Source organism: Streptomyces carpinensis (genome assembly GCF_002154505.1).
GTDB classification, from domain to species: domain Bacteria; phylum Actinomycetota; class Actinomycetes; order Streptomycetales; family Streptomycetaceae; genus Streptomyces; species Streptomyces carpinensis.
Map to the genome: position 1 here is coordinate 1 of NZ_MUBM01000276.1, position 17,599 is coordinate 17,599.

The window sequence follows — 17,599 nt, forward strand, 5'->3', positions numbered from 1 at the left end:
CTCGACGTGCGCCCTCGCCCGCCCTCGTCTGAGCGACGGCCGGGCGACGGCGCACGTCGAGCACGAGCAGTCCCCCGTACGCATCCCGCGCAGGACAGCTGCGCGTCCCACAGGAGAACACCACCATGAGCAAGCGGAACAGCCAGTCGGCGAAGACGGCGGCCCGGGAGCGGCTGCGCGCCGAGCGCGAGCGCCAGGCCAAGCGCGCCAAGGCGAGGCGGCAGATCATCGTCGCCTGCTCGGTCGTCGCCGTACTGGCGGCGGCCGGCGGCATAGGCTACGCCGTCGTCCAGGCCAACAAGCCCGGTCACTGGGAGGCCGCGAAGGACCAGAAGCTGGTCAAGCCGGCCAACACCACCGGGGCGGACGGCACCACCGTCGTCATCGGCAAGAGCTCGGCCGCGAAGACCCTCGTGATGTACGAGGACCCGCGCTGCCCGGTCTGCGCCCAGTTCGAGCAGACGGTGGGCTCGACGGTGAAGAAGGACGTCGACGACGGCAAGTTCAAGATCCAGTACGTCGGTGCCACGTTCCTGGACAAGAACCTGACCGGTGAGGGCTCCAAGAACGCGCTCAGCGCCCTGGGCGCCGCGCTCAACGTCAGCCCCGAGGCCTTCCTCGAGTACAAGGCCGCGATGTACTCGACGAAGTGGCACCCCGAGGAGACCGACGACAAGTTCAAGGACGACGCCTACCTGATCAAGATCGCCGACACGGTCCCGGCCCTGAAGGGCAACGCGGCGTTCCAGAAGGCCGTGAAGGACGGCACCTACGACAGGTGGGCGCTGGAGGAGTCCAAGATCTTCGACAAGGACGGCGTGCAGGGCACCCCGACCCTGATGATGGACGGCAAGACGCTGACGGGCTCCGACGGCAAGAACGCGCCCATGACGGTGGCCGACTTCGACAAGGCGGTCGACGCGGCCCTCAAGGGCTGACCCCCGCTCGGGAACCGGCCACCGCGTGAAGGGTGGGCGAACTTTCGGAGTTCGCCCACCCTCTTCCATACCGATCAGTAACCTGATCGGCCGTGACCAGTCGATACAGATCAATCGCATCCTCGTCGGACACCGGCTCCCTGCCGCCCCGCCGCCGTACGGTCGTCAAGGCCGCGGCGGCGACCGCTGTCCTGACCGGCTCGCTCACCGCCGCTCTGCCGGCCCGCGCCGCCACGGACGCCCCGGCCTTCCTGCACGGCGTCGCCTCCGGCGACCCGCTGCCCGACGGCGTCCTGCTGTGGACCCGGGTCACCCCGGCCCCGGAGGCCATACCGGGCTCCGGGCTCGGCCCGGACACCGAGGTGAGCTGGGTCGTGGCCAGGGACAAGGCGCTGACGAACATCGTCGCCAAGGGGTCCCTCACGGCGACGGCCGCCTCCGACCACACCGTGAAGGCCGACATCCGCGGCCTGGAGCCGGCCACCGACTACTGGTTCCGCTTCTCGGCCGGCGGCACCGACTCCCCGGTGGCGCGCACCCGCACCGCGCCGGCTGCGAACGCGAACGTGCCCGGCCTGCGGTTCGGCGTGGTCTCCTGCGCCAACTGGGAGGCGGGCTACTTCTCCGCCTACCGTCACCTCGCCGCCCGGGGCGACCTGGACGCCTGGCTGCACCTCGGCGACTACGTCTACGAGTACAAGTCCGGCGAGTACGCGGCCCGCGGCACGGTCGTCCGCCCGCACGCGCCGGCCAACGAGATCATCACCCTCGCCGACTACCGCACCCGGCACGCCGAGTACAAGACCGACCCCGACCTCCAGGCCCTGCACCACAGGGCACCGGTCATCGCGATCTGGGACGACCACGAGTTCGCGGACAACGCCTGGTCGGGCGGCGCGGTCAACCACACCGAGGGTGCCGAGGGCACCTGGAGCGCCCGCACGGCGGCGGCCAAGCAGGCCTACTTCGAGTGGATGCCGGTGCGCCCGGCGATCGCCGGCACCACCTACCGCCGGCTGCGCTTCGGCAAGCTCGCCGACCTGTCCCTGCTCGACCTGCGCTCCTTTCGCTCGCAGCAGGCCTCCACGGCCGACGGCTCGGTCGACGACCCGGACCGCACGATCACGGGGCGGGCCCAACTCGACTGGCTCAAGGCGGGTCTGAAGACGTCCGACACCACCTGGCGGCTGGTCGGCAACTCGGTGATGATCTCCCCCTTCGTCGTCGGCTCGCTCTCCGCGGACCTGCTCAAGCCGCTGGCCAAGCTGCTCGGGCTGCCGCAGGAGGGTCTGGCCGTCAACACCGACCAGTGGGACGGCTACACCGACGACCGCCGGGAACTGCTGGCCCATCTGCGCTCCAACGGCATCCGCAACACCGTCTTCCTGACCGGTGACATCCACATGGCGTGGGCCAACGACGTGCCGGTGGACGCCGGTACGTACCCGCTGTCGCCGTCGGCCGCCACGGAGTTCGTGGTCACCTCGCTGACCTCCGACAACCTCGACGACATCGTCAAGGCCCCCGAGGGCACGGTCTCGGCGGTCGCCGCGCCGGTGATCCGCGCCGCCAACCGGCACGTCCACTGGGTCGACACCGACCGGCACGGCTACGGCGTCCTGGACATCACCGCCGAGCGCGCGCAGATGGACTACTACGTCCTGTCCGACCGCACCAGCCCGGACGCGGCCTCCGCCTGGGCCCGTTCCTACCGCACCCGAAGCGGCACGCAGAAGGTCGAGCGGACGTACGACCCGGTCTGACGCGCTCTTGGGCCGAGAGCAGCCCCGGAGGGTGCGAAAGCGTCCCCAGAGCTTCTCGAGGAGCCCTCAGAGGTTCTCGAGGAAGCCGAGCGCCACCCGCCAGGTGGCCTCGGCGGCCTCCGCGTCGTAGTCCGGCAGGCCGGGATCGGTGTAGAGGTGCCCTGCCCCGGCGTAGCGGTAGACCTCCACGTCGGCGCCGATCCGGCCCATCTGCAGGTACCAGGCGCTCAGCCAGTCGTCCGTCTCGAACGGGTCGGGTTCGGCCACGTGGAGCTGGACCGGCAGGTCGTCCACGTGCACGCCCGGGGCGATGTCCGAGGTGCCGTGCAGGAGCAGCAGCCCACGGGCCTTGTCGTCGCCGAGGGCGAGGGTCTGGGCGATGGAGGCGCCGAGCGAGAACCCGGCGTACACCAGTCCTCGCTCGGAGTAGGGCGCGGCGGCCAGCACGGCCCGCTTCAGCAGCTCGTCCTTGCCGACGCCGTCCTCGAAGGCCATGCCCTCCTCGACCGAGTCGAACGTGCGGCCCTCGAAGAGATCCGGCGTCCACACCTCGTGTCCGGCCGCGCGCAGCCGGTCGGCGGCCTCGCGCACCGCGGGTCTGAGGCCATGGGTCGAGTGGAAGAGCATGATGTTCATGAGCCCATGGTGCCAGCCGGGGAATGAGACAAGACTCATGTTCAGGCCCGGCCGTCGGCGGTTACCTTCGCAGACATGGAGAACGTACTCCGACCGCTGATCGTGGTCGGTGGCTCAGTAGTCCTCACCCTGGTGATCGGCTGGGCCACCGACCTTCTGCTGCGCAAGGCCGACGAACGGCATCACGAGACACCCCTGTGGGGTCTGCTGCGCCGGGCCCGGGTGCCCTACCAGCTCGTGCTGTGCGCCGCGCTGCTCAGAGGCTCATACGACCAGGCCAAGCTGCTGGAGGAGCACAAGGCGGGCGTCGGACGGACGCTGACCCTGGTGCTGATCGGGTCCGCCGCCTGGCTGACGATCCGGATCGCGGCGGCGGTCGTCGAGACCTCCTACTCGCGCTACGCCAGCGCCCGCGCCCACCGGGACCCGGCCCGGGTGCGCCGGGTGCGCACGCAGGTCGAGCTGATCATGCGGGTGGTCTCGGCGATCGTCATCGTGGTCGCGGCGGCCTCCATGCTGCTGACCTTCCCGGCGATGCGCACGGCCGGAACCTCGCTGCTGGCCTCGGCCGGTGTCCTCGGCATCGTCGCCGGTGTCGCCGCGCAGTCCACGCTGAGCAACCTGTTCGCCGGGCTGCAGATCGCCTTCGGCGACATGGTGCGCATCGGCGACACCGTGGTCGTGAACGAGGAGTGGGGCACGGTCGAGGAGATCACGCTGACCTTCCTGACCGTACGGACCTGGGACGAGCGCCGGATCACGATGCCGGTGTCGTACTTCACCTCCAACCCGTTCGAGAACTGGTCCCGCGGGACCCCGCAGATGACCGGCACCGTCTTCTGGCACCTCGACCACTCCGCGCCCCTGGAGGCGATGCGCGAGAAGCTGCGCGACATCCTGCGCGAGTGCCCGGCCTGGGACGGCCGCGCCTACAACCTGCACATCACGGACACCACGCCGAACACCGTCCAGATCCGGGCGCTGATGACGGCGAAGGACGCCGACGACATCTGGACGGTGCGGGTCGCGGTGCGCGAGGAGATGATCCGCTGGCTGAGCGCGGAGCACCCGTACGCCCTGCCCCGCGTCAACACGGCCCACGTGGTGCCGCACCGGCGCGCCGCCGAGCAGGTCAATGACCGCGTTCCGCACCGCCGTTGACCTGGATGATCTGAGAGGTGATGTGGCCGGCGGCCGGGGAGGCCAGCCAGTGGAGGGTGGCGGCGACGTCGCCCGGGGTGCCGGGGCGGCCGGTGGAGGTCTCGGCGATGAGACGCTCGCGGCGGGCCTCGTCCATCGCGTCGCCGAAGAAGTCGGTGTCCTCGACGTACCCGGGCGCGACCGCGTTCACCGTGATCCCGTGCGGGCCCAACTCCCGCGCCAGGTCGTGGATGTAGGGATGCAGGGCCGCCTTGGAGGCGGCGTAGGCGCCGCTCCCGGAGCCCCGGTAGGCGGCGATGGAGCTCAGGAACAGCACGCGCCCGCCCGGTTCGGCGAGCCGGTGCTTGAGTGCCTCGGTGAGCAGCACCGCGGTCAGGGTGTTGATCCGGAAGTTGACCTTCCAGTTGTCGGCGACGAGGTCGAGCGGGTCCTCCCGCTCGACCTGGGGCTCCAGCCTGCCGGAGCCTCCCGCGCTGTGGACCAGCACGTCCACGGCGCCCAGTTCCTCGGCCACGAACCGGGCGGCCCCCCGTACGCCGTCGACGTCACTGAGGTCGGCGGCGTGTGTGAGCGCCCCCGGTACCTCGGCCTTGCGCAGCACCTCCTCCCGCCGCCCGAGCAACAGGACCCGGTCCCCGTGGGCCGCGAACACCTGCGCCGTGGCCAGCCCGATCCCCGTACCGCCACCACTGATCACCACGTTGCGAGTCATGAGCAGAGCCTAGAACCGCGACAGCGCACCGCCCGGCAACCCGGGGACGCGGCGGCGGGTGTTCACCGCAGACTGCGCACGTCGAGGTGGCGCAGCACCCGGTCGACGATCTCCGGGTCGGCGCCGGGCTCGCTGCGTGCGGCCAGCACCTCGTGGCGCGCAGCGCTCAGCATCTCGCTCTGGATCCGCCGCACCCGCTTCAGCCGCCGCACCCGGTGCTCCTGCGCCTCCCGGCGCTCCTCGTCGCCGATCTGCGGGGTGATCCGCAGCCCGATCTCGAACGCCCGCCGCTGCATCAGCTCGGACAGCTCGTCCGGCAGGTCCTCGACCGACTCGATCTCCCGCAGCCGCCGCTTGGCCGCCTTCGCCGCCCGCACGGCCAGCTCCCTCTCGAACGCCTTCTCCCGCTCGGTGTCCGCACGCACCCCCAGCCGCTTCACGAGCCACGGCAGGGTGAGCCCCTGGACCACCAGGGTCACCATGATCACCCCGAAGGCGATGAACACGATCTCGCTGCGGTCGGGGAACGGCGCGCCGCTGTCCGTCTTCAGCGGCACCGCGAGCGCCAGCGCCACCGAGGCCACGCCGCGCATCCCCGACCACCACATGACGACGGTCTCCCGCCAGCCCGTCGGGATGTCCTCCTCGTAGTCCCGCGAGGCGTGCAGGCGTTTGGTGAGCCAGCTCGCCGGCAGCAGCCACAGCAGCCGTACGAACACCACCACGGCCACGATCGCCCCGGCCCAGCCGAGCAGCTCGCTCCAGCGGCCGGAGGCGGTCCGGATGGCGTTGTGCAGCTCAAGGCCGATCAGCCCGAAGGCCACGCCCGTGACGAGCGTGTCGACCACGTCCCAGACCGTGTGCCCGGCCAGCCGGGTCAGCACGTCGTCGGCGTCGGCGGCGTACTCGGCCAGGAACAGCGCGGTGGTGAGCACGGCCAGGACGCCGGAGCCGTGCAGTTCCTCGGCCAGGACGTAGGACGCGTACGGCACGAGCAGCGTCAGCCCGATCTGCAGGGTCGCGTCCTCCAGCAGACCCAGCAGCTTGTTCGCGCCCCAGCCGAGCGCCACGCCGACGACCACCGCGACCACCGCGGACAGCACCAGGTCGAGACCGGCCCGCCAGGCCGAGAACTCCCCGCTGACGGCGGCGGCGATCGCGACGTGGTAGAGCACGATGGCCGTGACGTCGTTGAACAGCCCCTCGCCCTCCAGGATCGACACCAGGCGGCGCGGCAGGCCGAGCTGACCGGCCACGGCGGTCGCCGCGACCGGGTCGGGCGGGGCGACGAGCGCCCCGAGCGCCACGGCGGCGGCGAGCGGCAGCCCCGGCACGATGGTGTGGGCGACGGCGGCGACGCAGATGGTGGTGACGAACACCAGCGCCACGGCCAGCAGGAAGATCGGTCGTCTGTTCGCCGCGAACTGCCGCCAGGAGGTGCGCCGCACGGCGGCGTAGAGCAGCGGCGGCAGCAGGGCGGGCAGGATCAGCTCGGGCGGGACGTTGACGTTCGGTACGAAGTCCAGGACCGCGAGGACGATCCCGAGGAGAGTCATCAGAACCGGCGCGGGCAGGCCGAGCCGGTCCCCGACCGGGACGCTGATCACGGCCCCGAGCAGGACGATGAACAGCAGGGCCAACTGATCCACGCTCAGCGCTCCGGAGGGTCGGTCGTGCACAGGGCAGGCCTCCAGCCTGCCATGTCACGCTTCTCCCCGGCCTCCTCGGCCCCGCGCCCTACAGAGAGCGCCGCATCGCCCGGTGCGGGATCCCGGCGTCCGGGAACTCCGGGCCGTACGCCTCGTACCCCAGCCGTTCGTAGAAGCCCAGCGCGTGGGTCTGCGCGTGCAGGTCCACCGCCGCGAGGCCACGCTCGCGGGCCGCGTCCTCGATGGCGCGCACCAGGGCCGCGCCGACGCCCAGCCCGCGGGCCTTCTCGGTGACGGCGAGCCGCCCGAGGGAGCCGACGGCGGGGTCGCCGCCCGTCTTGGCGGCGGCCGCCTCGCCGTGCAGCAGCCGTCCGGTGCCGAGCGGTGTGCCGTCGTCGCGGACGGCTAGCACATGGAGGGCGACGGCGTCGTAGGAGTCGTACTCGATCTCCTGGGGGACGCCCTGTTCGACGACGAAGACCTCCTTGCGCACCGCGAAGCAGGCCTCGCGGTCGGCGGGGTCCTCGGCGACGCGTGTGGTGTACGACGTGCTGCTCAGCGGGCCGCTCATGCGTAGGTCTCCTCGCGCACCCGGTCCAGGGCCTTCTGCAGGTCCTCGGGGTAGTCGCTGGTGAACTCCACCCACCCGCCGTCGCCGGGGTGCTCGAAGCCGAGGCGCACGGCGTGCAGCCACTGCCGGGTCAGCTTCAGCCGCCGGGCGAGCGTGGGGTCGGCGCCGTAGGTGAGGTCGCCGACGCAGGGGTGGCGGTGGGCGGCCATGTGGACGCGGATCTGGTGGGTGCGCCCGGTCTCCAGCTTCACGTCCAGCAGGGAGGCCGCGCGGAAGGCCTCGATCAGGTCGTAGTGGGTGACGGACGGCTTGCCCTCGGCCGTGACCGCCCACTTGTAGTCGTGGTTCGGATGCCGGCCGATGGGCGCGTCGATGGTGCCGCTGGTCGGGTCGGGGTGGCCCTGGACGAGGGTGTGGTAGCGCTTGTCGACCGTGCGCTCCTTGAACTGGCGCTTGAGCGACGTGTACGCGTACTCGGACTTGGCGACCACCATCAGGCCCGAGGTGCCGACGTCGAGGCGGTGCACGATGCCCTGGCGCTCGGCCGCTCCGGAGGTCGAGATGCGGTACCCGGCGGCGGCCAAGCCACCGATGACCGTGGGTCCCGTCCAGCCGGGGCTGGGGTGCGCGGCGACGCCGACCGGCTTGACGATCACGACCACGTCCTCGTCGTCGTGCACGATCTCCATGCCCTCGACCGGTTCGGCGACGACCTGAACGGGCGCCGGTGCCTGCGGCATCTCGACCTCCAGCCAGGCCCCGCCGCGCACCCGCTCGGACTTGCCGACCGCCGCGCCGTCGACCAGCACCTTGCCGGCGGCGGCCAGCTCGGCCGCCTTCGTGCGGGAGAAGCCGAACATGCGGGAGATGGCGGCGTCGACGCGCTCGCCCTCCAGACCGTCGGGCACGGGCAGGGTACGGATCTCGGGAAGCGTGCTCACCCGTCGAGTATGCCGGACGGGTCCGACGGCCCCGTACGCGAGTGCCGGGCGCCCGGGCCCGGGTGATGCCCGTCAGTCCCGGTGGACGGTGCCGTCCGGGTCCAGGCCGCGGAAGGAGAGCAGCACGATCAGGATGCCGCCGCAGACGATCGCGGAGTCGGCGAGGTTGAAGACGGCGAAGTGCTGGGGGGCGATGAAGTCGACGACCGCGCCCTCGAAGACGCCGGGCGCGCGGAAGATCCGGTCGGTGAGGTTGCCCAGCGCTCCGCCGAGCAGCAGACCGAGGGCGATCGCCCACGGCACGCTGTAGAGCTTGCGGGCGAGCCGGGTGATCACCACGATCACGGCGGCGGCGATCACCGTGAAGATCACCGTGTAGGCCTCGCCGAAGCTGAAGGCGGCACCGGCGTTGCGGATCGCCTCCAGCTGCAGCCAGTCCCCGAGGATCTTCACCGGCGGGTGGTTCTCCAGCTTGGCGACCACGAGGAGCTTGCTGATCAGGTCGAGGGCGTACGCGAAGGCCGCGACCGTGAACAGCACGGCGATCCGGCGCCGCCCGCGGGGCCGCTCGGCCGTGGCCTCCCCGGCCGTGGTGGACTCACCCGCGTGCGAGGAGGTGCCGGCCGGATCGGGGGTCCCGCCGGCCGGGCCCGCGGGCTCCGCCGGGCCGTTCGCCGCCGTGCCGTCGGTGCCGGACCCGCCTGCCGGGGCACCCGGGCCGGACCGCCGGCCCGGCGCCGTGTTGCCGCCGGGCCCGTCCTGCGCCGGCCGTGCCGCATCCGGGGTGTCCGGCGTACCGATGATGCGCTCCGCCTCTGCCACGTGAGTCCCTCAACCTAGGTACCTGACTGAGGACGAGAGTACGGCACGTCCCACACCCGGTTCAGTACCGGCGTTCCTGCTTCTGCTTGCACTCCACGCACAGGGTGGCCCGCGGAAAGGCCTGCATGCGCGCCTTGCCGATGGGGTTGCCGCAGTTCTCGCACAGGCCGTAGGTGCCCGCGTCCAGCCGGTCCAGGGCGCGCTCGGTCTGGACGAGCATCTCGCGCGCGTTGGCGGCGAGCGCCATCTCGTGCTCGCGCGTGATGTTCTTGGCACCGGTGTCCGCCTGGTCGTCGCCCGCGCCGTCGCCCGAGTCCCGCATCAGGCCCGCGAGGGACTCCTCGGACGAGGTGATCTCGGTGCGCAGCCGCTCCATCTCGGACTGCAGTTCCGCGCGGGCCTCCGCCACCTCCTCCTCGGTCCATGGATCCTCGCCGGGGCGCACCGCGAGGTCGCCCGGGTCCACCGGCGCGGAGAGGCGTGCCTTGGGCACGGCGGTCTTGGCCGCCGTGGCCGTACCAGGAGTCTTCTTAGCAACCACTGTCGTGGCTCCCGTCTGCTTCGCGGCCCGAGCCGCGCCGACCTTCTTGCCCGTGCTCTTCCTGCCCGCGCCGTCACCGTCTCCACCCCGCGCGGGAGTGCCCGCCTCGTCGGCGGCCCTTGCGGAGGCGCCCTGGGCGGCGGAGCCGTCGCCCGAGACGCCCTTCGCGGCCGTCACCCTCCTGCCGCCGCTCCTGCCGGTGCCGGCTGCCGCCCTGTCGGCCGCCCCGGTCCGGGAGGCGGGCCCGTCGGAGGCGGTCCTGGGGGCGCTTTGCCTGGGGGCCGCTTCGGAGGCGGCTTCCTTCGCCGCGGGCGTCGGGGATGCCGGGTCCTTGGCGACCGTCCTCCCCGAGGCCGTCCCCCTGGACTCCGACGCCGCCCCCTTGGGTGCCGTCGCCTTGGGCGCCGTAGCCTTGGGCGCCGCCTGCCGCGCGGAGGCCTTCTTGCCGCCGGTGGCCTTCGCCCGCGTGGTGCCCTTGCCGTGGGGTTCCTCCCGCCCGTGCTCGTCCGCCGCCCGTCTCTTCCCGGTCGTCGTCGCCGCAGCCGTCCTCGACGCGGTCCTCCGCCGCGCGGGTGCGTCCGTGGCCGCCGCCCTCTTGGCCGCGGCCTTCGTCGTCTTCGGGTCCGTCGTCCTCGCGGCCGCGGGCGCGTCGCGGGTGCTCCGCATCCCGTTCACGTCCGTGGCCGCGCCGCCGGAGGCATCCGAACCCCGGGACCTGCCGGACGCCGACTGCTCGGCGGTCTTCTTCGCCACCATGCCCGCGGCCCCTTCACATATTGTGATCTTGCTCGCGAATCGTGCTGGGACGATAAATCGACTCGAGTCCCGCGGCAACGGGGCACGCCGCCCGATTCGCCCGCCTCGCGCGTACCGCTCGGCCGGCATGCATGCGTTGTGCCCAGCTCCTCGCCGGGTAATCCGACCAGCTGCACGTCCTCCGACTCGAACCCGGCGCACCTCGCCGTTCGGGTCACCGCGCGCACCCCCGCCGGACCCGGTCTCCGCTCGCCCCACACCCCCGCGCGCGGGCTCCGCACCGCCCCGGCGCGCGAAAACCGGTCGGCCGCCGTCCCCGGGGCGCCGTACACTGGGCGGAGCGAGAAGCGTGGATGGGGACGAGTAGCGGCGTACGCAGCCCAGAGCGACCCGGGGACGGTGTGAGCCCGGGGGCGAGCGCGACGTGAAGATCACCCCGGAGCCGCCGGAAGAACGCCCCAGCGAGGCAGCAGGGGCCAGTAGAGCCGGCATCGCGACCCCAATGAGGGGGCTCGTCGGGCGTACGGCGCACCGGGGAGCCAAGGAGGGTGGTACCGCGGGAGCGCGCCGCACACGGCGTAGGAAGCACGAAGGCTCTCGTCCCTCCGACGGAAGGCAGTACGTCCGCCGGAGGAAGATCGATGACGCAGTACCGCCAGGTGCCCGCCCAGGTCGACCTGCCCGCGCTCGAGCACGCGGTGCTCGACTTCTGGCGCGAGCAGAAGATCTTTGCCAAGAGCCTGGAGCAGTCCGAGGGCCGCCCCGAGTGGGTGTTCTACGAGGGCCCGCCCACCGCCAACGGCATGCCAGGCGCCCACCACATCGAGGCGCGCGTCTTCAAGGACGTCTTCCCCCGCTTCCGCACCATGCGCGGCTACCACGTGGCGCGGAAGGCCGGCTGGGACTGTCACGGCCTGCCCGTGGAGCTGGCCGTCGAGAAGGAGCTGGGCTTCTCCGGCAAGCAGGACATCGAGGCGTACGGCATCGCCGAGTTCAACGCGAAGTGCCGCGAGTCCGTCACCCGGCACACCGACGCCTTCGCCGAGCTGACGACCCGCATGGGCTACTGGGTCGACCTCGACGACGCCTACCGCACGATGGACCCCGAGTACGTGGAATCCGTCTGGTGGTCGCTGAAGGAGATCTTCGGCAAGGGCCTGCTGGTCCAGGACCACCGTGTCGCCCCCTGGTGCCCGCGCTGCGGCACCGGCCTGTCGGACCACGAGCTGGCACAGGGCTACGAGACCGTCGTCGACCCGTCCGTCTACGTCCGCTTCCCGCTCACCTCGGGCCCGCTTGCCGGCGACGCCGCGCTCCTGGTGTGGACGACGACCCCCTGGACGCTGGTGTCCAACACGGCCGTCGCCGCGCACCCGGACGTCACCTACGTCGTCGCGACGAAGGGCCCCGAAGGCGCGGAGAAGCTGGTCGTCGCCGAGCCGCTGGTCGCCAAGGCCCTCGGCGAGGGCTGGGAGGCCACCGGCCAGACCTTCACCGGCGCCGAGATGGAGCGCTGGACGTACCAGCGCCCCTTCGAGCTCGTGGACTTCCCGGAGACCGAGGGCGGCACGCACTACGTCGTCAACGCCGAGTACGTCACCACCGAGGACGGCACGGGTCTGGTCCACCAGTCCCCCGCCTTCGGTGAGGACGACCTCAAGGTCTGCCGCTCCTACGGCCTGCCCGTGGTCAACCCGGTCCTCCCGGACGGCACCTTCGAGCCGGACGTCCCGCTGGTCGGCGGCGTCTTCTTCAAGAAGGCCGACGAGCAGCTCACCGAGGACCTCCAGCGGCGCGGCCTGCTCTTCAAGCACCTGCCGTACGAGCACAGCTACCCGCACTGCTGGCGCTGCCACACCGCGCTGCTGTACTACGCGCAGCCTTCCTGGTACATCCGCACCACGGCGATCAAGGACCGGCTGCTCCAGGAGAACGAGAAGACCAACTGGTTCCCGGAGACCGTCAAGCACGGCCGGTACGGGGACTGGCTGAACAACAACATCGACTGGGCGCTGTCCCGCAACCGCTACTGGGGCACCCCGCTGCCCATCTGGCGCTGCGAGGACGACCACCTCACCTGCGTCGGCTCCCGTGCCGAGCTGACCGGGCTGACCGGCACCGACCAGTCGGCCCTCGACCCGCACCGCCCGTTCATCGACGAGATCACCTTCGCGTGCCCGGAGTGCGGCAAGACGGCCACGCGCGTGCCGGAGGTCATCGACGCCTGGTACGACTCGGGTTCCATGCCCTTCGCGCAGTGGGGCTACCCCTACAAGAACAAGGAACTGTTCGAGAGCCGGTACCCCGCGCAGTTCATCTCCGAGGCCATCGACCAGACCCGCGGCTGGTTCTACACGCTGATGGCGGTCGGCACGCTGGTGTTCGACAAGTCGTCGTACGAGAACGTCGTGTGCCTGGGCCACATCCTCGCCGAGGACGGCCGCAAGATGTCCAAGCACCTGGGCAACATCCTGCAGCCGATCCCGCTCATGGACCAGCACGGCGCGGACGCGGTGCGCTGGTTCATGGCGGCCGGCGGCTCTCCGTGGGCGGCCCGCCGGGTCGGCCACGGCACCATCCAGGAGGTGGTGCGCAAGACCCTCCTCACGTACTGGAACACGGTCGCCTTCCAAGCCCTGTACGCCCGCACGTCGAACTGGGCGCCGTCCGAGGCCGACCCGGCCCCGGCCGACCGTCCGGTGCTGGACCGCTGGCTGCTGAGCGAGTTGCACGCCCTGACCGACCAGGTCACGCAGGCGCTGGAGGCCTACGACACCCAGCGCGCCGGCAAGCTGCTGTCCGCGTTCGTCGACGACCTGTCCAACTGGTACGTGCGCCGCTCGCGTCGCCGCTTCTGGCAGGGCGACAAGGCGGCGCTGCGCACGCTGCACGAGGTCGTCGAGACAGTGACGAAGCTGATGGCGCCGATCACGCCGTTCATCACCGAGCGGGTCTGGCAGGACCTGGTCGCGCCGGTCACCCCGGGCGCCCCGGAGTCCGTCCACCTGGCCTCCTGGCCCCAGGCGGACCTCACCGCCATCGAGCCGGAGCTGTCGCAGCAGATGGTGCTGGTGCGCCGGCTCGTGGAGCTGGGCCGGGCGACGCGCGCGGAGTCGGGTGTGAAGACCCGTCAGCCGCTGCGGCGCGCGCTGGTCGCGGTGGCGGGCTTCGACTCCCTGGACCGCGAGCTGCACGCGCAGATCACGGAGGAGCTGAACGTCTCCTCGCTGGCGTCGCTGTCCGAGGTCGGCGGCTCGCTGGTGGACACCACCGCGAAGGCCAACTTCCGGGCGCTGGGCAAGCGGTTCGGCAAGCGCGTCCAGGACGTCGCCAAGGCCATCGCGAACGCCGACGCGGCTGCGCTGTCGCTGGCGCTGCGCGAGGGCACGGCGTCGGTGGAGGTCGACGGTGAGACGATCACGCTCGCCCCGGACGAGGTGATCATCACCGAGACCCCGCGCGAGGGCTGGTCGGTCGCCTCCGACTCGGGTGCGACGGTCGCGCTGGACCTGGAGATCACCGAGGAGCTGCGTCGTGCGGGCCTGGCCCGGGATGCGATCCGGCTGATCCAGGAGGCCCGCAAGAACAGCGGTCTCGACGTGGCCGACCGCATCGCGCTGCGCTGGGTGTCCACGGACCCGGCGGTCATCTCGGCGCTGTCCGAGCACGCGGACCTGATCGCCGAGGAGGTGCTGGCGACCGACTTCGCGCAGGGCGAGGCGGACGACACCTACGGGGACGTGTTCACCGACGAGGGGCTGTCCCTGACGTTCCGTCTGCGCAAGGCGTGACCCCGCCGGGGGCGGGCGCCCGAAGGGTGTCCGCCCCCGGCACTCCGGCCCTACCCGGCCCGGGCTCCTCCCGGGACCGCCGGACGGGTGGGACCGGACGTGTGTTCTGGGACGAGTCGGGGCTTGTCGCGCCCGCGCGGCGGGGCCGCATGTCGGCACGGGCCCGCGCCCCTGAGATCCCGACGGCCCCCGCGGAGGGAGCCCTGGAGCAACAGAACGGCCCCGGAGGAAACCTCCGGGGCCGTTCTTGCAGGCTGCCGACGCCTTTGTCGCAGAAACCCGTCAGGGCCTCGTCAGTTGTCGTCCTCGTCGATCAGGAAGCCGCGCATCGGGGACGGGGCCTGGCCCATCGGGGACGGGCCCTGCGGGCGCACCGGTGCCATCGGCTGGGTCATCGCCGGGGACATCTGCTGCTGGCCGCCGTAGGACGGGCCGGACGGGCTGGGCGAGCCACCCATCGTCTGGTTGCCGCCGTAGGACGGGGCGCCGGCGCCGGCCGGAGCCATGGAGGGCGCCGGGGACGGCGGCAGCGACGCGGTCGCCGGGGTGCGCGGCGGAGCCAGGGAGTCGTCGGCCTGGGTCTCCAGCTGACGCAGCTGCGACTCCAGGTACGACTTCAGCCGCGTGCGGTACTCGCGCTCGAAGCCGCGCAAATCCTCGACCTTGCGCTCCAGCGTGGCGCGGGCGGACTCCAGGGAGCCCATCGCGACGCGGTGCTTCTCCTGCGCGTCCCGCTCCAGCGCGTCGGCCTTGGCGCGGGCGTCGCGCTCGAGGCCCTCGGCACGCGAACGCGCCTCGCCGACGATCTTGTTGGCCTCGGAACGCGCCTCGGCGATCGCCTGGTCGGCGGTCTGCTGGGCCAGCGACAGGACGCGCGCGGCGCTGTCGCCACCGGGGCCCTGACCCATCGGGCCGGGACCGCCCATGGGACCGGGGCCGCCCATCGGGCCCGGACCCATCTGGCCCTGCATCGGGCCCTGACCCATCGGACCAGGACCCTGGCCCATCGGGCCGGGACCCTGCGGGCCCTGTCCGCCGGGGCCGGCGGGCAGCTGCGGGGCACCGCTCGGCAGCTGGGGCGGGCCACCCATGGGGCCACCCATCTGCTGCTGCGGCGGGCCCGATATCCCGGCGGGCACCGGAGCGCCCGGACCTCGCATGCCCTGCTGCGGCATGCCGCCCTGCTGCTGATGCTGCGGCTGGTGCTGCGGCTGGTCCTGCTGCTCCGGGGGCTTGCGCATGTTCTGCTGGTTCTGGGCGGCGGCGCGGGTGGCCGCGGCCAGCTTGGCGCGCAGGTCCTCGTTCTCACGGAGCAGACGGGTCAGCTCGGCCTCGACCTCGTCGAGGAAGGCATCGACCTCGTCCTCGTCATAGCCTTCTCGGAGACGGACGGTCGTGAACTGCTTGTTCCGCACGTCCTCGGGGGTCAACGGCATCTCTTCACCTCAACGTAGTCATCGGCAGTCGGCAAGACCGTATCGTCCACTGTCACCTCGCCAGGTTCCCCACGATGGCGATCAGAACGTAGACGATGATCATCAGTACGAAGAAGGACAGGTCGAGCGCCACGCCCCCGAGACGCAGCGGCGGGATGAACCGCCGCAGAAGCTTCAGCGGTGGATCGGTGACAGTGTAGGTGGCCTCAAGAACGACCACCATCGCCTTGCCGGGTTGCCACGAGCGGGCGAACTGGAACACGTAGTCCATGACCAGCCGGAAGATCAGCACGATGAGGAACACCATCAGCGCGATGTAGAGAACCTCCATGGCCACGCCCATGATCGGTGCTTCCCTCTCCCCTGTTCCGTGCCTGTCTTCCGGTGTGCGTCTCAGCTCTGGTTGAAGAACCCGCCCTCTGCGATGCGGGCCTTGTCCTCCGCCGTGACATCGACGTTAGCAGGCGACAACAGAAACACCTTCTGCGTCACCCGCTCGATGCTGCCGTGAAGACCAAACACCAAACCGGCGGCAAAGTCGACAAGTCGCTTCGCGTCTGTGTCATCCATCTCAGTGAGATTCATGATCACCGGGGTGCCCTCACGGAAGTGTTCCCCGATGGTACGGGCCTCGTTGTAGGTCCGGGGGTGAAGCGTGGTGATCCGGTACGGCTCACGTTCGGACACGACCTTGGGCATGATCACCGGTGCGTTCTTCTCCAGGCTTGCGCGTTCTTGTGTGATGGATGCCACGGGCGCGATGCGCGCGGGACGCCCGGATTCCGCCGGAAGCGAAGCGGAATGGGACACGGGTTCGCGGGGTGCCGGAGGCTGCACCACACGTACCGGTTCGTCCCTTTGCGGCTGGTGTGTTCCGTGTGACAGATGCGACGGCTCGTGCCGTCGGCGGTCCCGCTCGGGCTCCGGGTCCAGTTCGGGCTCGAACTCGTCATCGGGGTCGAATCCCCGGCCGTCGTACCCATCGTCCTCCACGAGGCCGAGGTAGACCGCCATCTTGCGCATCGCGCCGGCCATGCTCTGAGTCCTCCGCTCTGTGGTGGATCCGCTGACGACCGCCAAGTCCCCGCGATCCACGAGGTCGTTGCGCCTTCTTCGGCGGTATTGACCATATTTTCTGCTGTGGTCCGACTTCTTGGCGACGTTACCCGAGCCTGGGGCGGACTCCGAGTACCGCGGTGCCGACGCGCACATGTGTCGCCCCGGCGGCCACGGCCTGCTCGAGGTCCGCGCTCATCCCTGCCGAGACCATGGTGGCAGCCGGATGGGTCGTGCGCAGGTGGGTCGACAAATCCATGAGCCGCTCGAACGCCGCCTGTTCGTGCCCGGCGTACTCGCCGGTCAGCGGCGCGACGGTCATCAGCCCGTCGATGCGCAGTCCCTCGGATCGGGCGACAAGGTCGGCCAACTCTTCGATTCCGCCCGGGGCCACGCCTCCGCGCTCGCCCCGGCCGCTCTCGCCGGCGTCCAGGGCGACCTGGATGAGGCAGCCCAGTTCCCGCCCGGCCCGCACGGCCTCCTTCGACAGCGCCTTGACGAGCCGGGACCGGTCGACGGACTGCACGACGTCCGCATAACCCACCACGGATCGCACTTTGTTGGTCTGAAGTTGACCGACAAAATGCCAACTGAGGGGGAGATCCGAGCATTCGGCGGCCTTGGGCGCCGCCTCCTGGTCACGGTTCTCGGCGACATGACGCACACCGAGTTCCGACAGGATCCGCACGTCCTGCGCCGGGTAGGTCTTGGTGACCACGATGAGGGTCACCTCCTCCCGCGGGCGGCCCGCGGCCGCGCACGCGGCGGCGATGCGCTCCTCAACCTCCGCCAGATTCCCGGCGATTTCGTCCCTACGGTCCGTCAT

15 protein-coding genes are annotated in these 17,599 nt (G+C 71.3%); 4 read left to right on the top strand and 11 right to left on the bottom strand.

Features of this window, described 5'->3' with window-relative positions:
• Window positions 1-125: 125 nt before the first annotated feature.
• Both BZY54_RS33045 and BZY54_RS33050 read left to right on the top strand, forming a co-directional pair.
• Window positions 126-938: a DsbA family protein gene (locus BZY54_RS33045; protein ID WP_086729007.1), complete on the top strand. Its 813-nt coding sequence runs from the start codon at window positions 126-128 to the stop codon at window positions 936-938.
• Window positions 939-1,030: 92 nt separating this feature from the next.
• Window positions 1,031-2,701, top strand: a complete 1,671-nt coding sequence (locus tag BZY54_RS33050) for an alkaline phosphatase D family protein (protein WP_086729008.1) — start codon at window positions 1,031-1,033, stop codon at window positions 2,699-2,701.
• Between the two features lie 66 nt (window positions 2,702-2,767).
• On the opposite strand, the gene BZY54_RS33055 is transcribed toward BZY54_RS33050, so the two are convergent.
• Window positions 2,768-3,337 (bottom strand): dienelactone hydrolase family protein, encoded by a 570-nt coding sequence (locus BZY54_RS33055; protein WP_086729009.1) that lies wholly within the window; start codon window positions 3,335-3,337, stop codon window positions 2,768-2,770.
• A 75-nt stretch (window positions 3,338-3,412) separates the two neighbouring features.
• Here BZY54_RS33055 and BZY54_RS33060 point away from each other — a divergent pair, with 75 nt between their 5' ends.
• On the top strand, window positions 3,413-4,498 hold the full coding sequence (locus BZY54_RS33060) for a mechanosensitive ion channel family protein (RefSeq protein WP_086729010.1): 1,086 nt from the start codon (window positions 3,413-3,415) through the stop codon (window positions 4,496-4,498).
• On the opposite strand, the gene BZY54_RS33065 is transcribed toward BZY54_RS33060, so the two are convergent.
• From BZY54_RS33065 to BZY54_RS49695, 6 genes are all read right to left on the bottom strand, one after another.
• Entirely contained in the window at window positions 4,470-5,210 is a 741-nt protein-coding gene (locus BZY54_RS33065) for an SDR family NAD(P)-dependent oxidoreductase (RefSeq protein ID WP_086729011.1), read from the bottom strand. The two genes, BZY54_RS33060 and BZY54_RS33065, sit on opposite strands and share 29 nt — an antisense overlap.
• A gap of 62 nt (window positions 5,211-5,272) precedes the next feature.
• Window positions 5,273-6,859: a Na+/H+ antiporter gene (locus tag BZY54_RS33070; protein ID WP_086729027.1), complete on the bottom strand. Its 1,587-nt coding sequence runs from the start codon at window positions 6,857-6,859 to the stop codon at window positions 5,273-5,275.
• Between the two features lie 88 nt (window positions 6,860-6,947).
• The gene (locus BZY54_RS33075) at window positions 6,948-7,430 is read right to left on the bottom strand and encodes a GNAT family N-acetyltransferase (protein WP_425276341.1); all 483 of its coding nucleotides are present in this window, start codon (window positions 7,428-7,430) and stop codon (window positions 6,948-6,950) included.
• The gene (locus BZY54_RS33080; RefSeq protein WP_086729012.1) at window positions 7,427-8,371 is read right to left on the bottom strand and encodes an RluA family pseudouridine synthase; all 945 of its coding nucleotides are present in this window, start codon (window positions 8,369-8,371) and stop codon (window positions 7,427-7,429) included. Before BZY54_RS33080 ends, BZY54_RS33075 begins: the two co-directional genes overlap by 4 nt.
• 72 nt (window positions 8,372-8,443) lie before the next feature.
• On the bottom strand, window positions 8,444-9,193 hold the full coding sequence (lspA, locus tag BZY54_RS33085) for a signal peptidase II (protein ID WP_086729013.1): 750 nt from the start codon (window positions 9,191-9,193) through the stop codon (window positions 8,444-8,446).
• A 61-nt stretch (window positions 9,194-9,254) separates the two neighbouring features.
• Complete coding sequence (locus tag BZY54_RS49695) at window positions 9,255-10,490, bottom strand: TraR/DksA family transcriptional regulator (RefSeq protein WP_107419884.1); 1,236 nt, start codon at window positions 10,488-10,490, stop codon at window positions 9,255-9,257.
• Between the two features lie 641 nt (window positions 10,491-11,131).
• Between BZY54_RS49695 and ileS the strand changes: the two genes are divergently transcribed.
• On the top strand, window positions 11,132-14,281 hold the full coding sequence (ileS, locus tag BZY54_RS33100) for an isoleucine--tRNA ligase (protein WP_086729014.1): 3,150 nt from the start codon (window positions 11,132-11,134) through the stop codon (window positions 14,279-14,281).
• Between the two features lie 293 nt (window positions 14,282-14,574).
• On the opposite strand, the gene BZY54_RS33105 is transcribed toward ileS, so the two are convergent.
• The 4 genes from BZY54_RS33105 to BZY54_RS33120 form a co-directional block, all read right to left on the bottom strand.
• On the bottom strand, window positions 14,575-15,717 hold the full coding sequence (locus BZY54_RS33105; RefSeq protein ID WP_086729015.1) for a DivIVA domain-containing protein: 1,143 nt from the start codon (window positions 15,715-15,717) through the stop codon (window positions 14,575-14,577).
• Window positions 15,718-15,769: 52 nt separating this feature from the next.
• Window positions 15,770-16,060: a YggT family protein gene (locus tag BZY54_RS33110; protein ID WP_086729016.1), complete on the bottom strand. Its 291-nt coding sequence runs from the start codon at window positions 16,058-16,060 to the stop codon at window positions 15,770-15,772.
• A gap of 50 nt (window positions 16,061-16,110) precedes the next feature.
• On the bottom strand, window positions 16,111-16,752 hold the full coding sequence (locus BZY54_RS33115; protein ID WP_086729017.1) for a cell division protein SepF: 642 nt from the start codon (window positions 16,750-16,752) through the stop codon (window positions 16,111-16,113).
• Between the two features lie 127 nt (window positions 16,753-16,879).
• Window positions 16,880-17,599 (bottom strand): YggS family pyridoxal phosphate-dependent enzyme, encoded by a 720-nt coding sequence (locus BZY54_RS33120; RefSeq protein WP_086729018.1) that lies wholly within the window; start codon window positions 17,597-17,599, stop codon window positions 16,880-16,882.

Bases quoted from the DNA above. Each gene is read 5' to 3' on its own strand.
- BZY54_RS33105 (WP_086729015.1), bottom strand. From the start codon at position 15,717: ATGCCGTTGACCCCCGAGGACGTGCGGAACAAGCAGTTCACGACCGTC.
- ileS (WP_086729014.1), top strand. From the start codon at position 11,132: ATGACGCAGTACCGCCAGGTGCCCGCCCAGGTCGACCTGCCCGCGCTC.
- BZY54_RS33110 (WP_086729016.1), bottom strand. From the start codon at position 16,060: ATGGGCGTGGCCATGGAGGTTCTCTACATCGCGCTGATGGTGTTCCTC.
- BZY54_RS49695 (WP_107419884.1), bottom strand. From the start codon at position 10,490: ATGGTGGCGAAGAAGACCGCCGAGCAGTCGGCGTCCGGCAGGTCCCGG.
- BZY54_RS33065 (WP_086729011.1), bottom strand. From the start codon at position 5,210: ATGACTCGCAACGTGGTGATCAGTGGTGGCGGTACGGGGATCGGGCTG.
- BZY54_RS33115 (WP_086729017.1), bottom strand. From the start codon at position 16,752: ATGGCCGGCGCGATGCGCAAGATGGCGGTCTACCTCGGCCTCGTGGAG.
- BZY54_RS33075 (WP_425276341.1), bottom strand. From the start codon at position 7,430: ATGAGCGGCCCGCTGAGCAGCACGTCGTACACCACACGCGTCGCCGAG.
- BZY54_RS33120 (WP_086729018.1), bottom strand. From the start codon at position 17,599: ATGACGGACCGTAGGGACGAAATCGCCGGGAATCTGGCGGAGGTTGAG.
- BZY54_RS33045 (WP_086729007.1), top strand. From the start codon at position 126: ATGAGCAAGCGGAACAGCCAGTCGGCGAAGACGGCGGCCCGGGAGCGG.
- BZY54_RS33060 (WP_086729010.1), top strand. From the start codon at position 3,413: ATGGAGAACGTACTCCGACCGCTGATCGTGGTCGGTGGCTCAGTAGTC.
- BZY54_RS33055 (WP_086729009.1), bottom strand. From the start codon at position 3,337: ATGAACATCATGCTCTTCCACTCGACCCATGGCCTCAGACCCGCGGTG.